This window comes from Streptomyces antnestii (genome assembly GCF_004005495.1).
GTDB classification, from domain to species: Bacteria; Actinomycetota; Actinomycetes; order Streptomycetales; family Streptomycetaceae; genus Streptomyces; species Streptomyces antnestii.
In genome coordinates, this window is the sequence record NZ_RZYA01000014.1 from 198,663 (window position 1) to 217,121 (window position 18,459).

Sequence of the window (18,459 nt, forward strand, 5' to 3'; positions counted from 1 at the left end):
GTGCGGTTCCTGAGCTGGCAGCGCTCGTCGATGTTCGCCATGGTAGCGAGCCCGGCGCTGACCGACGGACGCCTCGTGGGCCACCTTCCGCTGACGCTGGCCGACGACATCACCGGCGAGACCGCCACCGGTGGCGTCGACTTCCACCTGATGGCCCCGCAGGACGTGGCCGGCCTGGTGCGGGAAGCCGTGCTGCGCACGGTGCCGGGCGACCTGGCGCACGAGGTCGAGGCCACCAAGCTGGTGCACGTCGACTTCGCGGAACCGGACCTGCCCTGGCGCTACACGCCCGAACTGGCCGCCGGGGACCGGCTCGCGCCCTGGCTGGCCCTGCTCGTCGGCACCACCGACGAGGTACGCATCGACGGGCCGCTGCTGCGCATCGACAGCCCCGGCGTCTTCGACGCCTACCCGCCCGGCGACGCCTACCGGTGGGCGCACGTGCACGACGACGGCAAGCGCCCCGAGCCCCTGTCCCGGCTCATCTCCCCGCGTGAACTCCTCCCGGACACCGCCTACGTGGCCGCCCTGGTGCCCGCCTTCGACGAGAGCGGCGGCTTCGCCTGGGACCCCGCCGCGGGCCAGGTCCCTGCCGGCCTCCCCGCCTTCCGCACCTGGCGGTTCTGGACCGGCCCGGCCGGGGACTTCGAGACGCTCGCCTTCGCCCTCACCCCCGCCGCCGTGCCCGGTCTCGGCCGGGCGCCGCTCGCCTACCGCCGGGGCGCGCTCGCCGAGGACCTGGAGGTACCCGGCGCCATCACCGGACTCGGCGGCGCCCCCGACGGTCCCGCCGAGGCGGCCGCCCGCGCCGACCTGATCGCCTACGAAGCGGCGGTGCAGGCACTCGCGGCCACCGACCCGCTGCACCGCCAGGTGGTCCAGCCGCCCCGCTACGGCCTGCCCTGGACCGCCGACCCCCAGGCCACCGGCTGGGGCGGCGAACTCAACGCGGACCCGCGCCTGCGCGGCACGGCCGGCCTCGGCACCTGGATGGGCATCGAGGGCCAGCAGGAACTGCTGGACGCGGCGACGGCACAGCTCGGCGGCGTCCGCGCGGCCGCGCACCTGATCGAGGGCCTGGCCTGCGGGCTGCTGGCCGCGCAGTCGCTGTGGACCCGCCGGCTGCCGGCCGAACCCGCCCGCCAAGTGCACCTGCTCGCCCCGCTGATGCGCCGGATGCGGACCGCCGGCGGCACCGCCATGGGCGCCGTCACCGGCCCGGACAGCCCCCTCGACCCCGCCCTCTTCTCGTCCGCGGCCCGCCGCGCCCTGCACCGGGGCCGTGCCGCCGTCCGGCACAGCGCCTCCGGTGTGGTCGGCCGCGACGAGCTGCTCGCCGCCGCCAACCGCTGCCCGCCGCGGCCGCCCCGGCTCCCGCGCGGGCTCCCGCACGCCGACACGCTCGGCCAGGCACTCGGCCAAGGTCCCGTCGAGGCCCCGTCCGTGCTCGACCTGCGCCCGCTCGGCTGGGGCACCGAACGCGCCGTCGAGGACCTGACCGGCCGCACCATCGACGAGGACTTCTTCACCGACCTCGCGGAGCTGACCGCCGCCATCGAGGCCGAGCACGGCCGCTGCGGGCTGCACGTCCTGCTGCTCCAGGACCACATGGGCGAGACGGCGACCCGCGAACTCCTGGTCGCCGCCACCCGCGCCTGCCTGTTCGCCACCGGCTGGGAGCCGAACGCCGACCCGCCGCCCGTAGGCGATCACCCGGTGGACATCGGCAGGCTGCGCGGGGCCGTCGGCGGCATGCTGGCGGCGCCGCCGCCCGACCCGTGCCTGCCGGTCGGCATCGACGAGGTGGCGGCCGTGGTGACGCAGGCCGTGGACCCCCACGGCGCCGACGCACCGGCGCGACGCCGCGTCGGATCCCGGATCGGCGGGCTCCCCATCGGCGACCTGCGGCCGCCCGAGGTGCCGCTCGGACTGGACTTCCCCACCTGGACCCTGCTGCGCGACCAGGCCAAGCAGTGGCTGCTGCCCGGCCTCGAACGGCTGCCCCGCGACAGCATCGTCGCGCTGCGCACCAACCCTCGCTTCGTCGACGCCTACCTCACCGGCCTCAACCAGCAACTCCTGGGCGAACTCCACTGGCGCAACGTCCCCGTGGACCGCACCGGTACGCCGCTGCTGATGTTCTGGGGCCACGTCGACTTCGCGCAGGGCCGGCGCGTCGCCGAGATCCGGCCCGTCGCCGCATGGGACGCCGCCACCGCACTCGGCGACGTGCAGCACCAGGTGCGCCAGCCGGGCGACACCACAGGCAAGGAGGACCTCGTCATCGTCTTCCGATCCGACCTGTTCTGGCGCTATCCCGCGACCCAGGTCTACCTGGTCCGCGCCCAGGCCACCGACGCGGCCGACGACGCGACGCTCTCCACCACCCCGGACTTCGCCCTCCCCGCGGGCGGCCGCGACGCCCGGGTGTTCATCGGCCCCACCTTCCAGGGCGCCGTCAGCCGCGACGTCGTCTTCTTCGCGTTCGACGTCGACCCCGCCGAACTCGCCCAGTTCTGGCTGGTGCTGGATGAACCACCCTCCGAACTGCGCTTCCGGGCCCGCGACGGACAGACCGGCACGCCGCTCGGCGGCACCGCTGCCAGCGCCGCCCAGTACGCCATCGCCACCATCGACCAGAAGACCCGGGTGGCCATCTCGGGTCCCTACCTCCAGGAGCTGGGGCTGCGGCCATGACGATCGCGGAGCGCCGCAAGGCGCTGCTGAACCAGGCCATCCAGACGAACGGACCCGCCGCGCAGCAGGCCCTCGCGGAGGCGGAGCGACTGGCGCAGGCCGCCGCACGCGACCTCACCGATCGCGCCTGCTGCCTCGCGCTGCTTGCGCACCTCGCGCGCCCCGACCTCGTCGACGGCTCCCAGCTCCTCGACCTGCTCACGGGCGACGCGGCGCTGACCGCCCTCGGCCGCGCACCCCTGATCACCCCACAGGCGGCCACCGCACTGGTCACCACCGCACGGCAGCGGGCGGCAGCGGGCGGCAGGATCGGGCTCGAGGACGTCGCCACGCTGCGGGCCGCGGCGGGCAGCGACGCGTTCGACGAGCTCGCCGGCGTCGTGCACGGCCTGTGGCTCGCCGTCCCCGCGATCCAACGCCCCTACCTGGAACGCGATGTCGCAGTGCTGCTCCCCGTACGCCTTGAGACGATGATCCCGCCGGAGGACGACCGGACGCTGTGGCTGCGGATCGTGCCGGACGAGGCGTCGATCCTGCGCGACGACCCCGTCCCCAAGCCGGCGGAAGCGTCCCGGCTCGCCGCGATGTGGCAGGAGACCGCCGCCGCCCTCACCCCGGCCGAACGGGCCCTCGGCTTCGACGACTGGCTCGACAAGCCGGCCGGGCGCCAGGCGTTCGCGGCGCTCTGCTCGCACGTCGGCGCCGCGCGGGCAGCCTGGCTCACCACCGCCTGCCCGCCCACCGCCGCCGGCGGCACCGTCACCATCGACACCAGCCGCGTCTGCGACACGCCGCCGGCCGCCAACCGCGTCGGCCAACTGCCCGCCCGCCTCGACGTGTGGTGGGCCTTCGGCGGCGACGCCCCCGAGCCGGCGACGTCCACCCAACCCGACCTGGACGCACTGGTCTTCGACGTGATCGGCGCCGACCGGGCCACCGGCCACGGCAGCGCGGGCGGCCAGGACGAACGCACCCGCTGGTGGGCCGACTGGACCGCCGCCAAGAACGCCGGCCTCGGCGTCGAGATCCCGTTCCCCGCCGGCCGCTCCCCGGACGACCTGCGCACCCTTTACCTCGTCGGGATCGGCGACGAGAGCCCCGAGCAACTCTTCCGGGCCCAGATCGACGCCGGAGAGGTCGCCACCCTGGCGCTCGGCGCACCCACCAACGCCGTGGACGGTCGGCAGGCCGCCCCGCTCGGCGACGACCCCGGAACATGGCTGCCGATCGCACAGGCCAGGCTGCACGCCCTGGGCAGCCCGCTCCCCGAGGAGGACGACCTCACCCGGTCCCTCGCCGGCGACGGCGCCGACCTGCCGCCCCTGCCCAGGGCCGTCGGGCCCAAGGAACTCGACCAGACCCTGGTCCGGGCCCTGTGGCCCGCCCTGTGGGGGCACACGCTGCGCGACCTGTGGGGCTGCGCCGAGGACGGGGACGTGCTCGCCGAGTGGGCCACCCGCCACCTGCGCCCCGAGGGCCCGCTGCCGCCCCTGCGGATCGCCGCGCAGCCGTACGGACTGCTGCCGACCGCCGCGCTGGAGCAGTGGGCGACCGCGCCCGACGAGGGCCCGGACGCCGCGCAGGACGGGCGGCTGCGCTCGGCCCTGCTGCCGATGCGCGCGCTGTGGGCGGCGACCGCACGCGACGCCGGCACCTCGGTCGGCGCGAGCACCAAGCGCCTGCTCGACCTCGTCGCCCACGACGGGGTATCCGCCGGCTACGCCCACCGCCCGTTCCTGGCCGTCGAGTTGTGGGCGGCGGTGTACGGCAGCATGCAGCTGCTGGACCAGCAGCTCTTCGACGCGTGGGTGCACGAGACCTTCGCCCCGCTGTACGACCTGCTGGGACGCGGCCCCGACGACCCGCCCGGCATCCGGCAACTCGTCACCTTCGGTGACGTCGAGCCCCTCGCCACCCCGCTGGTCGTCCCCACCAGGTGGCCGTACTGGTTCTACGAGAACCCCGACGGCAGTGTGACCACCGACGCCGACGGCAACCCCGTTCCGGTGATGACCCCACAGGCCGGACTGGTCAGGCTGCTCACCGACGTGGAGCGGTACGGCCACCGGCCCGGCCAGCTCTACGAGGAGTGGCGCGGGGTGCTGCCCGACAGCCTGCTGGTCCGCCTGGCGCTGCACTCGGCCACGCTCAGCGCGGCCGGCGTCGCGCAGTTCAACGCGGGGCTGGCGGAACCGATCCTCGAGCCCCTGATCGGCGACGACACCCAGCCGACCGTGCTGCAGGCCCTGAGCAGCCAGTACGATCCCAACTCCTCGCACGACCACCCGGCCGGGCGCGTCCGCGCATCGGTCCTCGAAGGGGTCAACCACCTCTGGAAGACGATCGCCGAGGCGGCGTCCGGCACCGGCACACCGCCCAGAGCGGGCATCCTCAACGACATCGAACGGGCCCTGCGGGCAACCCTGGACACCGCCACCCACCGGCTCGACCCCTGGCTGACCGGCATCGCCGCCCGGCGCCTGGAGTTCCTGCGCGAGCAGCCCGAGAGCCGCTTCCGCCTCGGCGTATACGGCTGGCTCGACGGCCCGCTGCTCGGACAGCCCGGCCCCACCGAGGGCGGGCTGCTGCACGCGCCGTCGCATCCGCAGGCACTGACCGCCGCGATCCTGCGGGACAAGTACGTCACCGAGAGCGCCGAGACCTCGGGCGCCTCCGACCGGTGGTCGATGCGGCTCGAGTCCCAGCGCGTCCGCCTCGCGGAGGAGTTGGCCGAGGAAGTGCGGCTCGGCAGCCACGTCTTCGAGGCCCTCGGCCGCCGCGTCGAGCAGATCATCGGCGTCCGCACCGTGCAGGGAACGGTGGCCCAGGAGGCCGGTAGCCGCATCGACACCCTGCGGCGCACCTACCCGATGACGACCGGACGCTACGACCGGGGCCGGGTCTGCCACGGGCCTGACGCGCTGGCCGGCCTGCTCGCGTCTGGGCCGCCGGTCATCGTGACGCCCGCCCAGCGGGACCGGCTCGGAGAACTGCAGCCGGTGCTGGACGCCTACGGGGACCTACTCGTCGCCGAGGCCGTCCACCAGGTCGTCAGCGGTCAGGCCGACCGGGCCGGCGCCGCCATGGACTCCGCCGCCGGACTGGCCAGGCCGCCCACGCTCGCCTTCACCGAAACCCCGCTGGCAGGCGAGGCGCTCACCACGGCCGCCGTCAGCGTGATCCCCTACGTGCCAGCCCCGACCGGTCCCGACTCGGGCGACCCGGCCGTCCCGCCGGCCCGCCTCGCCGACGCCTCGGTGGCCGACGTTCTGCCCGCGCTGGCCGGCGCGGCCGCGGACTGGTCCTGGCAGGCGCCCGACGGCAGCGCCGTCACCCTCGACCGCCTCGGCCTGGAACCCGCGGACACCCTGTCGCTCTCCGCCGACCTGCTGTCGGACCTGGCCCGCGCCGCCCTCGGCGCGGCCCCCGGCACAGCGCTGACCGGCACCGGCACCCAGCGCCACGAGCTGGCCCGCGACGTCGTGCAGGCCCTCGGCGGCACGCCGCTGTTCCTCCGCGACGTGGCACCCACCGCGCTCACCCCGGCGCAGGCCGACGAGGTCCGCACCCTGGACGGGCAGATCCTCGCCGAACTCCGCACCCGCTACGCCACATTGCGCGCCGGCGCGCAGCGGATGAGCGACGAGCTCGCCGCGGCCAGGACGGCCGCCGACCCCGTCCTGCTGCGCCAGGCCCTGTTCCGCGCACTGCGCTGGGGCGTCACCCCGGTCGCCGACGACGACGATCCGCGGGCCCTGCTCCGGCTGCTGACCAGCCCACCGGGCGCCGCCGCCCCCGAGCCGCAGGCCGCCGGCCTGGCCCAGCGGGCCGAGGAGGCAATGCGCGCCCGCCTCGCGGCCGCCCCGCCGCCTGACACGACCCAGCCGCTGGGCCAGGCCATCGCCGAACTGGCCGCGCCCGGCGGGCGGTTGGCCGTCCTCACCGGGATCGACGCGGCCGTCCTCGCACGGATCGCGGGCCTGCACACCGCGGCTCCCGAGCCGGACCTGGACACCGAGTGGCTCACCGTCGTCGCCTCGGTGCACCCGCGGCTGGCCACCGTCGAAGCCCTCCAACTGGCCGCCGCGACCGCCGCCGGCGGTCCCGAGGCCGCATCTCCCGGATCCCCGGAGTCCCACGGATGGTCCGGCTTCCCCGGATTCACCGCCTGGAGCAGCGCGCCGGCCGACCCCTGGCAGACCGCTGCGCTGGCCGCCCTCCGGGACCTTCGCCGGCAGCCGGGACGGTCACGCGAGCCCATGCCGCGCTTCGTCGCCGCTTACACCGCCGCGGCACCCGGCTGGCAGACCGGCCGGCGGGTCGCCGCCGCGCTGATCGACGCCTGGAGCGACACCGCGCCCGACCCGGACCAGGTCACCACCGCCGCCTTCGGCTTCAACGGCCCCGCCGCCCGCGCTCCGCAGGCGATCCTGCTGGCCGTCCCTGCCGACCTCGGCAGCGGGTACGGCGCCGCCCTGGACACGGAAGAACTCGTCGAAGTGCTGGCGGAGACACGGGAGTCGGCGCACGCGCGGGCCGTCGAACCCGACGCGCTCGGCGCCCACCTGGCCGTCGCCCCCACGATCACCCTCACGGCCACCGGCAGCACCGCCGTCCCGCTCGGCACCGGCATCGCGTTCCCCGACTAGCCCCCGCGCCCCGCTCCCTTCCCGCCCCCGCTCCGCCGACCGAGAGGAACGGCCCATGGCCCAGCGCTTCGACGCCTACCGGCGCCTGGAACCGGACCCGCGCGCACGGACCTTCGCGGCCGGCTTCGCCGCCACGCTGCACGACCCGCTCTGGTTCCTCGCCCGGCAGTGGCAACTCGGCGAACACCAGGGGGAGAACGCCAGCACCCCGGTCGCCGTGGACCTGACCGTCGTCCACACGCCGATCCGTCCCGAACCCGGCAGCCCCGACCGCGACCCGACAACGGTCCCGGCCGAGGCCATCGTGGAGGCCGAACCCGACGAGTGGTGGACGGTCGGCCGCCGCATCCGCGTGGGCGCGGCCGTCGCCGCACGGGCCGCGGCAACCCTCGCCGACACCGGCCCCGAGTACCGGCTGGCCGGGCCGCCGCCCCCGTACGGCGACTACGGCCGCCGGCTTCCCCCGCCGTACGGCCGCCTTGCGGGCGGCTTCGACGGCTACGCCCTCTGGCGCGACCGCACCCAACTCGGCCTCACCGATGCCGACTTCGCCGGGCTCGGCATCCCCGCCGCCCGGCCCGCGGACCACTGGCAGAGCGACGAGCTGGTCTACGAAGCCGGATTCCCGGTCGGCGACCCCGCCGACGGCCGGCAGTTGCGGCTGCACCGCCACCGGGGCGGCCGGGTCGACTGGTTCGCCGCCGACGCCGAGACCTCCCCACCCGCGGGCGGCGCCGCAGCCGACACGGTGTCCCGAGCGATCACCTGCTACCCGACTCAGCTCCAGTACCCGGGCGCGCCGCTGCCCCGCTGGTGGGAGATCGAGGACGCGGCCGTCGACATCGGCGGATACCCGCCCGACACCAGCCACTTCGCCACCACCCTGCTGATCGACCTGATCGCCTCGCACAGCGACGACTGGTTCGTCCTCCCCGTCCCCGCCCAGGCCGGGCACCTGCTCACCGTCCACCAGCCCACCGTCACCGACGGGTTCGGGCGCACCTACCCGCTGGCGCCGCCCGCCGACTGGTCGTTGTTCCGCAGCACCGGCCTCGACGACCACTCCCTGGTGGTCTGGCTGCGCACCCTGACGCCCTCGGAAGGACCGGTCATCGAGCACGTCCTGCTCGGCCTCGACGAGTACAGCGACGTCCTATGGGCCGTCGAGCAGCAAGTCGCCGGGCACACTCTCGCCAGCCCCGAACGCACTCCGGCAGAGGAAGCCGCCAACCCGACGTTCGCGCTGCCCGACCGGAGCGGCGAACCCGGCGACCGCCAGTGGTTCACCTACGTGTCCGGCCGCGGCCAGACCGCGTACTGGCACCCGTACGAGATCGACGACCTGCCGGGGGCCGACGGGGTCCCGCGGCGCCGCTTCGTCCAGCGCAGGATGGCTGATCTCTCCCGTACCCAACCCGAGTTGCTGCCCGCGCCGACCGCGGAACTGCTGCGGGTGCGCGGGGGCGCGACCGAGGTCGTCCACGAGATCGCGCCGGCCACCCTGCCGTCCATCGGTGTCGTCCTGGAACGCCGCTACCACTTCGCCCGCGACGTCCTCGGCCGCCCCCTCCTCTGGCGCTCCCGCCGCCGCACCCCCTCCCTCAACCCGCCCGGCACCACCATGCGCTTCGACGTCCTGGCCGACGGCCGCGCCCCGGCACCCACACCGACCCCGACCCCGTGACCCGGCAAGCCGTGGGCCTGATGACGGCTGCCCAGCCGTGTATCCGGGGACGGCGCCCCGGCCGGAGGGCCACCGAGGGCACGGGCCTGCCCCCGCCCGCGGGGTGTGTCTCTGTGCTGTGCAAGGCGACGCGGCGGGTGCTGCTTGAGCGAGCGTAGGCTGCCCGAATGATCGTCCGCTGTGTTCAGATCATCAGCCCGACGAGCCGTGAGGTGGTCAGTGATCACCCGGGGATCCGGATCGGCGTGGAGTACCCCGTTCTCGAAGTCATCACGACCGTGCGCGGCGTGCTGCTGCGGATCCCTGAGCGACCCGACGTTACGGCAGGGCGGGACACTCCTGGCTTGTGGGATGCGGCGATGTTCACTGTCGTCGATAGCCGGCTGCCCGGCTGCTGGGTCGCAGAGTTGGGAGACGGCCAGCTGACGCTGGCACCGAAGGAATGGCAACGCCCAGGTTTCTGGGACGACTACTTCGATGACGAGCCGTCTGCCTGTGCCGAGTACCAACGTCTGCGGGCGGAAATCCTCTCGCAGGCGTAGGCGCGTAGTGATGCTTGCTTCGGTCATGGGCGGTGGGGCCGGGGAGTCGGAAACCCGAGTGCTACCGGCGGCCGGCGTTCAACTGGCTGGCCGAGGCGTTCTTGGTGCTGCCCGTCGTGACACTCGCCGTCCAGGGCAGCGACGCCTTCCGCTCCACACGGATCCCGTCGAACACCGCCACAAAGACGGGTCGAAGTTCGCGAGCCTGCAGTCGCGTTGGTCACCCGCCGTGACGGCTGGGCGGCCCGGTAGGGTGTTCGGTCAGGGTGTCGTGCAACGCCAGGCGAAGTTGTATCGAGCAGCGTTGGACTGCGGTCGCTTTCCAGGTGCTGCCCCAGCGTGGCTGATTTCGGCCTGGGGCGTGCGCCTGCAGCTCGGTTAATTGAGAACGGAAGGCCCATCAACCGCGGCCAGGTGGCGCAGATCCTCAAGACCGCGTCCGGCGGCGGCGCCCGCGGCCAGCCGGACCAGGGCACGGTCATCATGGGCCGGTGACGATGTGGATGCGATGCCATTGGGGCGAAGAAGACATCTGGTTCTACTTCGAAGTCGATGCTGAAGGCCGGTTGATCCGGCAGGTTGAACTCGAAGGGCCTGAGCTGACCCCGATCGCGGCTGCCTCCCTCGCCGAGTGGCAGCGGGCCTACGACGCAGGCTGCCTCGATGAGTACGACAACAGCTTCGGGATCACAGCTGAACTGCCCATCTCGGAGTGGGAGGGCCACGACCCCGAGGAGCTGACCTCCGACCAATTCGAGGAGGTCTGGGACACGGCCCGTCGGCAGATCGCGGCTCGGCCCGAGTGATCGCATCGTCGGGGTCCACCCGCTGTATTGCGCTGTCCGGTCAGTGGCGGGGGCGCCAGCGAGTGGACATGCACGTACTGGTCCTCGCTGGCGCCGAGCATGGAGGGCAGGGCGACGCGGTCGTGGGAGAAGGTTTCGCTAAGGGACATTGGGGCCGGAATCAGAAGGCCGGCGCCCTCAGCACACAGGGAGCTGCCGGGGCTGAGGGATCCAGGGCCCGTTTGACCAGTCCGATCGCGCGCGGGCTGTACGACATGCTCAGATGGGCGGAGAGGTCGACCGGGCAGCCCTCCTGCAAGGTGATGTTCTGCACCGTTGCTCCGGGGCCCGCCGTCATGAACGTGCTCTGCCAGGGGGTGGTGATCTCGTCGTACTTTGTGGCGATCACGGTGTAGTCAACCCCGGGAACGGTGTCGCCGTCGGCGTTGAGCTCCTTGATGAAGTCGGACTTCTCGTACTGCTGGACGCCTGCCTTTCCCACGGACACCTGCCCGGGTTCCAGAATCCCGAGCTTGTCGGCGAGAGTCGAGATGCCACTCATGGTGGTGCCATGGTTGGTCGCGCCGAGCTGGATGACCTTCTTGACCTTGTTCTTCGAGGGGGCGGCCGGGTTCGCGCCGCCGTCGGCCTTGAGATACCAGCGGGCCAGGGTCCCGCCCTGGGAGTGGCCGACCAGGTCGACCTGGTCGGAGCCGCTGACAGCGAGCACCTTGTCCACGAAGGCGGCCAGCTCCTTGGAGGACTCCTTGATGTCTCCGTAGCCCTTGACGGTGGGAGCGAGAGCCACTGCGGCGTCGTCGGTGTCGCCGTAGTCGAGGGCGTAGACGCAGTAGCCCTGGGCCTTCAACTCGGGGGACATCCGGGCCCAGTTGTTGTAGCGGTTCTCGTAGGTGCCGTGGACCAGGACGACCGGACGCGGGTGGGCGGCGCTGGGACGGCAGTTCCAGTCGTTGGCACCCGGCGGATCGATGTCGAGGTGGAGGATGGAATGGACCATGGCGGGAAGGAAATTGTCCTGCTCGGGGCCGGTCTCCGCTGCCGCGGTGGTGGAGGTGGCCAAGACCGTCGCCGCGGCGGCACAGACGGCGCTGACGTATCTGGGTATGTGCAAGACGGCTCGCCTCACGAGTCCCCCTTAGAGAAGCATCTCCGTCGATTGGATAGAGGAAGTATCCAATAGGGGTGATCGGTTCGACACCGGTTCGAGCGAGATGGCCGAATCGGACTCTTCGCACGGCACCCCGACACGCCTTGTCCGAGGCCCACATCGCCACGCTCCTGCGAATTACGACACCTGCGACCCCTTGCCCCCAGCAATATGCGCGGAATTCACCTCGAGAGCGCGGGTGACGCCAAGCGGCTGTAACAGGCACCCTCACCGTGACGAGTGTCCGGTCTCGACGCCGAAGGCTGGGTGACCTGGCAGATCGAGCTCCAGGGGCCAGTACTGACCCCGATCACAGCAGCCGCCCTCGACAAGTGGCAGCGGGCTCAAGACGCAGGCCCACTCGATGAGTACGACAGCAGGTTCGGGATCACCGCTGAACTGCCCGTCTCGGAGTGGGAAGACCACGCCCCGGAGGAGCTGACCTCCCACCAGTTCGAAGAGGTCTAGGCACTGTTTCGCGGATCTCCCGACATGAGTGGGGAGTTGGGGTCAGGCTGGCGGTATGGGTCGTGGTGATCTGACAAACGCGGAATGGGATCGGCTGGAGTCGCTGTTACCTCGCGGTGGTACTCGTGGGGCCGGTGGAGCGATCACCGTCGGGTGATCAAATCGCTGGGATGCGGATTTCCGTTCTGAAGGCGTTCCCAGGCCCTGGCGATATGCGGATTAGCGTCGAATCGCAGCATTCCCGCGTCGAGCTGATGCGATTCGACGAACAGCTGGTTGTAGATCTGATTGATGTCGGCCGCGGAATAGCCATGCGACGCCGCAGTCTGCGCCACGCGGTCGAGCTGGGCACCGGCGACGCGAGTGCCTCCCGTACCAGCCGACGGTGAACGCCGAACTTGCGGGCCAAAGCCCGCATCGACAACCCCTCCTGCCAGGAGTCACGACGGATCCGCAGGAACAGCTCTTCCTTCGACAACTCCATCCGGCATCGCCCCCACGCGGTGGCCCACCACCCGCCGCCCGGTGGGGCCAGAGCAGACCGGAACAACCCCCGAATGCTCCCGTACGCCCCCACCAGCGGGGCCAACTCAAACCGGAAAGTGGAGCCAACTCAGACCGTCAAAGCGAGCTATTCCACCAACCACCAGGTCGTCATCGATGCCGACACTCGGCTCGTCGTTGTGGTCGGCAGGCTCCTACCGGGAACCGTAACGACTGCAGGCCGTGGGAGGAGCCCGGCGCGAAGGCCGCCGCCGGGTCGACGACGGCCATCGCCGACGGCGGATACCCGGCCAGGCGGAAATCGTGACCAGCCGGCCCGGCGAGGGCGACACGACCGGCCACGCCGACCACGGCGCCGTCACGATCCTGAAGGGCCCGGCCCTCAACTCCGGTTCCAACTACACCACGTCAGGTGTCACGCCATCCGGCGCACGACTCGGCTCCGTGTCACTACACCTGACTGCCCCCAAAATGCTCCACCTACCTGCTGGTTGAAGGAGGTGACGCGCGGGTGAGTGTTCGGTATGTGGACGCGTGACGGTGTGATCGCGCTGCAAAGAGCGGTGGGCGTAGTCGGCTCCGGTGCAGGTCAGCCGTTATTACCGGGCGGTCATAGGCAAATCTGCAGGGGTCATAGAGAACCTTTGTGAACATGCATGCCTATGCCCCCCCGTGCAGACATTTATTTGAAGGCTCATTAGCCATCACGTAGTTTTGGATCACTGCCGAAAGGCGCTGCAAAACGGAGGACTTACCCCAGCAGGTCTTCACCCGCACACACGCCGGCGTTACATTCCCGTAGCCCATACCGGAATGTTCTCTGCCGCTTTCTGGTGGGTGTTCTCCTCCGTATCCGCAGATACCAATGGAGACGCCATCACCACGCCCGAGACATCTACACAGCAAGAAACCGTGGCCCGGCCGAAGACCCCGGCCAAAGCCCTGGCGAGCAAGGCACCGCCGCGCCCCGCCTGGGGCGTGATCGTCACCGCCACCCTTGTGTCCGTTGCCGGACTCGTGGCCCTGGCCGGGATAGGCGAGGGCATGGACCGGGTGGTGCTGATCCCGCCGCTCGCGGCGAGCGCCGCCTTGGTGTACGGCGCCCCCGGGCTGCCGCTGTCCCAGCCGCGCAGTGTGATCGGTGGTCAGTTCCTGTCCGCTCTCACCGGGTTCGTCGTGCTGTGGATCGCCGGCGGCTCGGTGTGGGGTGCGGCCGTGGCCGGTGGCCTGGCTCTGGGTGTGATGCAGATGGCCCGCACCCCGCATTCGCCGGCCGCCGCCACCGCCGTGATCGTGGTGGCGACCAATCCGGAAGCAGCAGTTTTCCTTCCGCTTCTGGTTCTGGCCACGGTGGTCCTGGTTCTGTTCGGCATCATCGCCGGGCGCACCCCGGCCGGTTCCCGATACCCCGCCTACTGGTGGTAAATCCCCGCACCGCATTTCACCCCCACCCCATTTCTCACCCCTTCGAAAAGGACACCGTCATGGCTACTGAGATCGCCGGTATCAAGATCCCCGACAGCAAGATCGCGAACGAGGCGACGGAGCTGATCCGCGAGGCCACCGACGACCTGATCTTCCACCACTCCCGCCGCGTGTTCGTGTGGGGTGCGCTCCAAGGCGCCAACCGCGGCCTCACCTTCGACGCCGAACTGCTGTACGTCTCCGCGCTCTTCCACGACCTGGGCCTGACCGAGGCCTACCGCGACAACGCCCAGCGCTTCGAGATCGACGGTGCCGACGAGGCCCGCACGTTCCTCCTCGCCCACGGCGTCGACGGCGACAAGGCGCGGATCGCGTGGGAGGCGATCGCCCTGCACACCACCCCGGAGATCCCCGCCCACATGGCGCCGGAGATCGCCCTCGTCACCGCCGGAGTGGAACTCGATGTCCTCGGCATCGGCTACCACGACGTCACCGACGAGACCCGTGCCGCGGTGGTCGCCGCGCACCCCCGCCCGGACTTCAAGAACAACATCCTCCAGGCGTTCAACGACGGCATCACACGCCGGCCGGCCACCACCTTCGGCAACGTCAAGGCCGATGTCCTCGCCGCCTACACCGACGGTTACGTCCGCCCGAACTTCGTGGACGTCATCAAGAACTCCGCCTGGGCCGAATAGAAGCAAGGACACCAACGATCATGAGCACCCTCTCTTCCCGCCGGGCGCTGCTGACCGCAGCTGTCGCGGTCGCCCTGACGGCGGTCACGCTGCCCTCGCAGGCCTCCGGCTCCGTCCCGCACCACCGGCAGCTCCAGGCCGACACGGAGAACGTGGTCCTCCAGTGGAACAAGGAGATATCCACCGCGCTCTCCGTCAACCACGAGGGATCCCCGCACCCCACGCCGCCGCCGGTCGGTGGCCGCACCCTCGCCGTTGTCCACGAGGCGATCTACGACGCGTGGGCCCCCTACGACAACAAGGCTGTCGGCACGCAGCTCGGTGCAGGGCTGCGCCGCCCCGCCGATGAGCGGACCTACGACAACAAGCGCAAGGCCATCAGCTTCGCAGCGGCGCTCGCCCTCACCGACCTGTTCCCCCGGCAGAAGCCGGCGTTCGACGCGAAACTGACCGCGCTCGGCTACGACCCGTCCGAAGCCGCCGGCCCCACCCCGGGCTCCCCGGTGGATGCGGCGGTCCAGGCCGTGGCGGCGATCACCAAGGTCCGCCACACAGATGGTTCCAACCAGCTGGGCCCCACCCCCTATGCGGTACCGGACGGCTACTACGCGCCGGTGAACCCGCCACAGGACATCAACAACTTCGACAAGACGAAGCTGGTCGACCCCAGCCGGTGGGCGCCGCAGAGGATGCCGGACGGGAGCGTCCACAACTTCCTCACCCCGCAGTTCGCCTCCATGACGCCGTTCCTCATCAAGGACACCGACAGCTACCTGCCACCGCCGCCGCCCAAGTACGGCAGCAAGGAATCACAGGAAGCCATCGCGAAGCAGATGGAACGCAACGCCAACCTGACGGAGAAGCAGAAGGCGCTCGCCGAATACTGGCAGTACGGGGCCACCACGTCCTCGTCCATCCCGCAGGAGTGGGCAGCGTTCGTCTCCCGGCGCGACCACCACACCCTCGACGACGACGTGAAGCTGTTCTTCGCGCTGAACATCGCCGAAGGTGACGAGGCCCGCGCGGACTGGCAGACGAAGGTCTCCTACGACTACGGCCGGCCCGTCACGATGATCCGCTACACCTACGCGGGCCAGCAGATCCGCGGGTACGCCGGACCGAACAAGGGCACACGGACGATCGACGGCGCCACCTGGCAGCCCTACCTGAAGACGCCGGCGTTTGCAGCGTACGGGTCCGGGCACACCGGGTTCACCGCAGCCGGGGCCGAGATACTCAAGCAGTTCACCGGCTCCGACGCCTACGGGGGCACCGGCCTGATCAAGGCGGGCAGCTCGAAGATCGAGACGAACATGCCCAGCCGGGACATCCCGCTGAAGTGGAACACCTTCAGCGCCGCCGCCAAGCAGGTCGGTTACTCCCGCCTGTACGGCGGCGTGCACTGGGAGTTCGACCACACCGTGGCCGACGAGCAGGGCCGCAAGCTGGCCCGCGACGTGTGGCGTGAGGCGCAGACCTACTTCAACGGCACCCACCACAACGGCCGCTGAACCCTCATCCCCTTTTGAAGGAGCGTGACAAGGCGATGGCCACCGACACCATCCAGTACATCAAGAACGTGTTCCGCAGCGGCTTCGAACTGACCGACATCGAATGGTCGTCGTGGGACGAGCCGGGCCGGATCGGCGTGGAGCACCACGTGCTGTGGGCACCGGACGCGGAGAACGGCGAGGACTCCGTCGGCCTGCTGCTGCGGTTCCCGCCGACCGCGCACGGCGACTTCCACGAGCACACCGGATACGAACTGATGCTGGTCCTCGACGGACAGCTCGACCACTCCGACGGCGTCTCCTACTTCAAGGGCGACCTGGCGGTCGAAGGCCCCGGCACCGAGCACCGCATGTCGTCGTCGTCCGGGTGCACGGTCCTCGCGATCCGCACGAAGCCGGCCGAGGCCCGCACCCCGACCAAGCCGATCCGTGAGGTGAACGCCGCAGCCTGACATCCCCCGCACGGTCGCGGAAACACGGTGCGCCCCAGGTCCTGGACAACCTGGGGCGCACCCCTTGGTACAGGCACAACCGATCACGCACCTTGGGAGTGACATCATGGCTCTGCCCTCACCCGCGCAGGGTAGCCGCCCGGCCCACACCGGCAAACAGCGGGTGCTGGTCTCCAGCACCTCATCCGACTCGCACACCTGGAACCTGGTCTTCCTTCAGCTGATGCTGGAAGAGATGGGCAACCAGGTCATCAACATCGGTGCCTGCGTACCCGATGAGCTCCTCATAGCCGAGTGCCGCCGCCACCGCCCGGACGTGGTGGTGATCTCCAGCGTCAACGGTCACGGCTTTCTCGACGGCAAGCGGATGATCGGCCGTCTGCGCGCCGAGCCGGATCTCGCCCGGATGCCTGTCGTGATCGGAGGGAAGCTCGGCACCCGTGGCTCCTCCGTGTTCGGCCGGCACCTGATGGACGCCGGGTTCGATGCGGTGTTTGAGGACTCCGCCGGCATCGAACCGTTCCGCAGTTACCTGGAGTTGGCCCCGCATGCGGCGGAGCTGGAGGCCACCGCGTGACCGCCTCCGTACCCGCGCCCCGGCAGGGGCGTTTCGGGACCGCTGTGGCGGCTGCTGCCGCACGTGGACAGTTGGTGGTGCAGCCTCGCATGGGCATGCCGCTGGTGGCCGACATGCAAGCCGGGCTGGCCGCCGTGCGCGCCGCCCGCGCGGCAACGGTGGGCACCATCACCCTGGACAGCTACACCCGCGTAGGCGATCACGCCTCCGCCCGCAGAGCCCTCGCCGACGGCAGCGACCTCAACGGGTTCCCGATCGTCGCGCACGGCGCGGAAGTCACCCGCCGCATGCTCGGCGCACTCGACGACCCGGGTTTCGCGATCCAGGTACGGCACGGCTCGCCCCTGCCGCTCGGGATCGTGCAGGCCCTCGCCGATGCCGGACTGGACGCCACCGAAGGCGGCCCCGTCTCCTACTGCCTGCCCTACAGCCGCACCCCCCTCAACGAAGCCGTCGACGCCTGGGCCCGCTCCTGCGAACTCCTGGCGGAGAAAGTTCCGGGCGCGCACCTGGAGTCGTTCGGGGGCTGCATGCTCGGGCAGATGTGCCCGCCCAGCCTGCTCGTCGCCATCAGCGTCCTGGAAGGGATCTTCTTCAAACAGCACGGGCTGACCAGCGTCTCCCTGTCCTACGCGCAGCAGACCAGCTTCCCGCAGGACCGTGAAGCGCTCGCTGCTCTGCGACGCCTGGCCGGCGAGTACCTGACCGGAGTGGCGTGGCACGTCGTGCTGTACACGTACATGGGCGTCTTCCCGCAGACCGAAGCCGGGGCGATGGCGCTGCTTCGCTCCAGTGCCGTGCTGGCGCAGGTGACGGGCACCGAGCGGATGATCGTGAAGACGGCGGCCGAGGCGTTCCGTATCCCCAGCGTCGTCGACAACGTCCAGGCCCTGGAGGAAGCCGCCGCGGCCGCGCGCACTGCCGACTCCGCCCAGGCCTCGCAGGCTGACGACAGCGGCCTGTACGAGGAAGCACGTGCCCTGGTGGAAGCCGTTCTCGAACTCGACACCGACATGGGCCGGGCGCTGTTGGGGGCATTCGCCCGCGGGGTGCTCGATGTGCCGTTCTGCCTGCACGCCGACAACGCCGGGAACACCCGCGCCTACGTCGACTCCACCGGGCGTCTGCAATGGCTGGCCGCCGGGGCGATGCCGGTGCGTGCCGTCGCTCCGGCCGGCGCTTCCCGGCTGACCGCCGACGGCTTCCTCACGATGCTTTCCCACGTACAGCACCGCTTCGACGGACCTGTCCTCCACAGCCGCGCGCGCTTCCCTCTCACCTCCTCCTCGAAGGCTTGAT

15 protein-coding genes and 1 pseudogene are annotated in these 18,459 nt (G+C 71.2%); 14 read left to right on the plus strand and 2 right to left on the minus strand.

The features are described 5' to 3' along the window. The 6 genes from EOT10_RS26825 (at nt 1) to EOT10_RS26845 (ending at nt 10,378) form a co-directional block, all read left to right on the plus strand. Nucleotides 1-2,697, plus strand: a complete 2,697-nt coding sequence (locus tag EOT10_RS26825; protein WP_127830897.1) for a hypothetical protein — start codon at nt 1-3, stop codon at nt 2,695-2,697. Continuing rightward, nucleotides 2,694-7,346, plus strand: coding sequence for a hypothetical protein (locus tag EOT10_RS26830; protein ID WP_127830898.1), 4,653 nt, complete (start codon nt 2,694-2,696; stop codon nt 7,344-7,346). Before EOT10_RS26825 ends, EOT10_RS26830 begins: the two co-directional genes overlap by 4 nt. Nucleotides 7,347-7,401: 55 nt before the next feature. Next, on the plus strand, nt 7,402-9,030 hold the full coding sequence (locus EOT10_RS26835) for a hypothetical protein (protein WP_127830899.1): 1,629 nt from the start codon (nt 7,402-7,404) through the stop codon (nt 9,028-9,030). A gap of 167 nt (nt 9,031-9,197) precedes the next feature. After that, complete coding sequence (locus tag EOT10_RS26840; protein WP_127830900.1) at nt 9,198-9,572, plus strand: hypothetical protein; 375 nt, start codon at nt 9,198-9,200, stop codon at nt 9,570-9,572. Between the two features lie 339 nt (nt 9,573-9,911). After that, a complete protein-coding gene (locus EOT10_RS41400) occupies nt 9,912-10,067 on the plus strand; it encodes a hypothetical protein (protein ID WP_189492112.1) in 156 nt (51 codons plus the stop codon). Between the two features lie 8 nt (nt 10,068-10,075). Next, nucleotides 10,076-10,378 carry a hypothetical protein gene (locus EOT10_RS26845; protein ID WP_127830942.1) on the plus strand — a complete coding sequence of 101 codons (303 nt, stop codon included), beginning with the start codon at nt 10,076-10,078 and terminating at the stop codon, nt 10,376-10,378. A 160-nt stretch (nt 10,379-10,538) separates the two neighbouring features. On the opposite strand, the gene EOT10_RS26850 is transcribed toward EOT10_RS26845, so the two are convergent. Then, nucleotides 10,539-11,489 (minus strand): esterase/lipase family protein, encoded by a 951-nt coding sequence (locus EOT10_RS26850; protein ID WP_223281221.1) that lies wholly within the window; start codon nt 11,487-11,489, stop codon nt 10,539-10,541. A gap of 276 nt (nt 11,490-11,765) precedes the next feature. On the opposite strand from EOT10_RS26850, the gene EOT10_RS26855 reads away from it, so the two are divergent. Then, a complete protein-coding gene (locus EOT10_RS26855; RefSeq protein ID WP_127830901.1) occupies nt 11,766-11,993 on the plus strand; it encodes a hypothetical protein in 228 nt (75 codons plus the stop codon). A gap of 143 nt (nt 11,994-12,136) precedes the next feature. Here the strand turns inward: EOT10_RS26855 and EOT10_RS41405 are convergent, their stop codons facing one another. Further along, nucleotides 12,137-12,328: a hypothetical protein gene (locus EOT10_RS41405; protein WP_189492118.1), complete on the minus strand. Its 192-nt coding sequence runs from the start codon at nt 12,326-12,328 to the stop codon at nt 12,137-12,139. Nucleotides 12,329-12,625: 297 nt separating this feature from the next. Between EOT10_RS41405 and EOT10_RS26865 the strand changes: the two are divergent. The 7 genes and pseudogenes from EOT10_RS26865 to EOT10_RS26895 all read left to right on the plus strand — a co-directional run. After that, nucleotides 12,626-12,786 (plus strand): annotated as a pseudogene (locus EOT10_RS26865) (IS5/IS1182 family transposase); the annotation flags it as partial. Nucleotides 12,787-13,310: 524 nt separating this feature from the next. Then, entirely contained in the window at nt 13,311-13,922 is a 612-nt protein-coding gene (locus EOT10_RS26870; protein WP_127830903.1) for an HPP family protein, read from the plus strand. A 59-nt stretch (nt 13,923-13,981) separates the two neighbouring features. Then, a complete protein-coding gene (locus EOT10_RS26875; protein ID WP_127830904.1) occupies nt 13,982-14,620 on the plus strand; it encodes an HD domain-containing protein in 639 nt (212 codons plus the stop codon). A 20-nt stretch (nt 14,621-14,640) separates the two neighbouring features. Further along, nucleotides 14,641-16,131 carry a vanadium-dependent haloperoxidase gene (locus EOT10_RS26880; protein WP_127830905.1) on the plus strand — a complete coding sequence of 497 codons (1,491 nt, stop codon included), beginning with the start codon at nt 14,641-14,643 and terminating at the stop codon, nt 16,129-16,131. Nucleotides 16,132-16,166: 35 nt separating this feature from the next. Then, nucleotides 16,167-16,583, plus strand: coding sequence for a cupin domain-containing protein (locus EOT10_RS26885; protein WP_127830906.1), 417 nt, complete (start codon nt 16,167-16,169; stop codon nt 16,581-16,583). A 106-nt stretch (nt 16,584-16,689) separates the two neighbouring features. Beyond that, a complete protein-coding gene (locus EOT10_RS26890) occupies nt 16,690-17,160 on the plus strand; it encodes a cobalamin B12-binding domain-containing protein (protein WP_127830907.1) in 471 nt (156 codons plus the stop codon). A 77-nt stretch (nt 17,161-17,237) separates the two neighbouring features. After that, complete coding sequence (locus EOT10_RS26895) at nt 17,238-18,458, plus strand: methylaspartate mutase (RefSeq protein ID WP_317617364.1); 1,221 nt, start codon at nt 17,238-17,240, stop codon at nt 18,456-18,458. Nucleotide 18,459 lies beyond the last annotated feature (1 nt).